Raw genomic sequence first — 554 nt, 5'->3', positions numbered from 1 at the left:
TCGGCGAACTACGGTGGAAGGCTCCGCAGGAATATCGCTCGATCACGTACAGTCAAACCGGCTTCAAGCTCAACAACACGAGCGGTCGGCCTGTACTCTCTCTTTCTAAGATCGGTGACATTCCGATGGTCTACCACCGCGAGGTTCCCGACGACGCCACGATCAAGGAGGTCGTTGTCAAACAGGAGTCAACGGGCGAATGGTTCGCCGTCCTCGGCATCGAAACCGAGAACGACGCGCCACCGAAGCCCGAGAACCCCGATAAATGCGTCGGGATCGACGTGGGAATTCTGAAGTACGCTCACGACAGCGACGGAACTGCCGTTAAAGATCCCGACCTCTCCGAGGAACGCGAGCGGTTGGAGCGTGGACAACGCGACCTCTCGCGGAAGGAACACGGATCGGCGAACTACGAGAAGCAACAGCACGTAGTGGCCCAACGCCAAGCTGACTTGAAGCGAAAGCGTCGGGACTTCCTTCACAAGCTCTCGGCGTACTACGCTCGGGAATACGACCTTGTAGCGGTCGAAGACCTCGACGCCAAGGGGTTGATG

General features: G+C 58.3%; 1 protein-coding gene. It reads left to right on the top strand.

Going from position 1 to position 554, the window contains the following annotated elements:
• A partial coding sequence (locus O2S87_RS18755; protein ID WP_475410229.1) for an RNA-guided endonuclease InsQ/TnpB family protein occupies positions 1-554 on the top strand: 554 nt, incomplete at both ends.

Source organism: Halohasta sp. A2, assembly GCF_056175805.1.
This window is presented reverse-complemented; position numbering and strand designations above follow the sequence as displayed.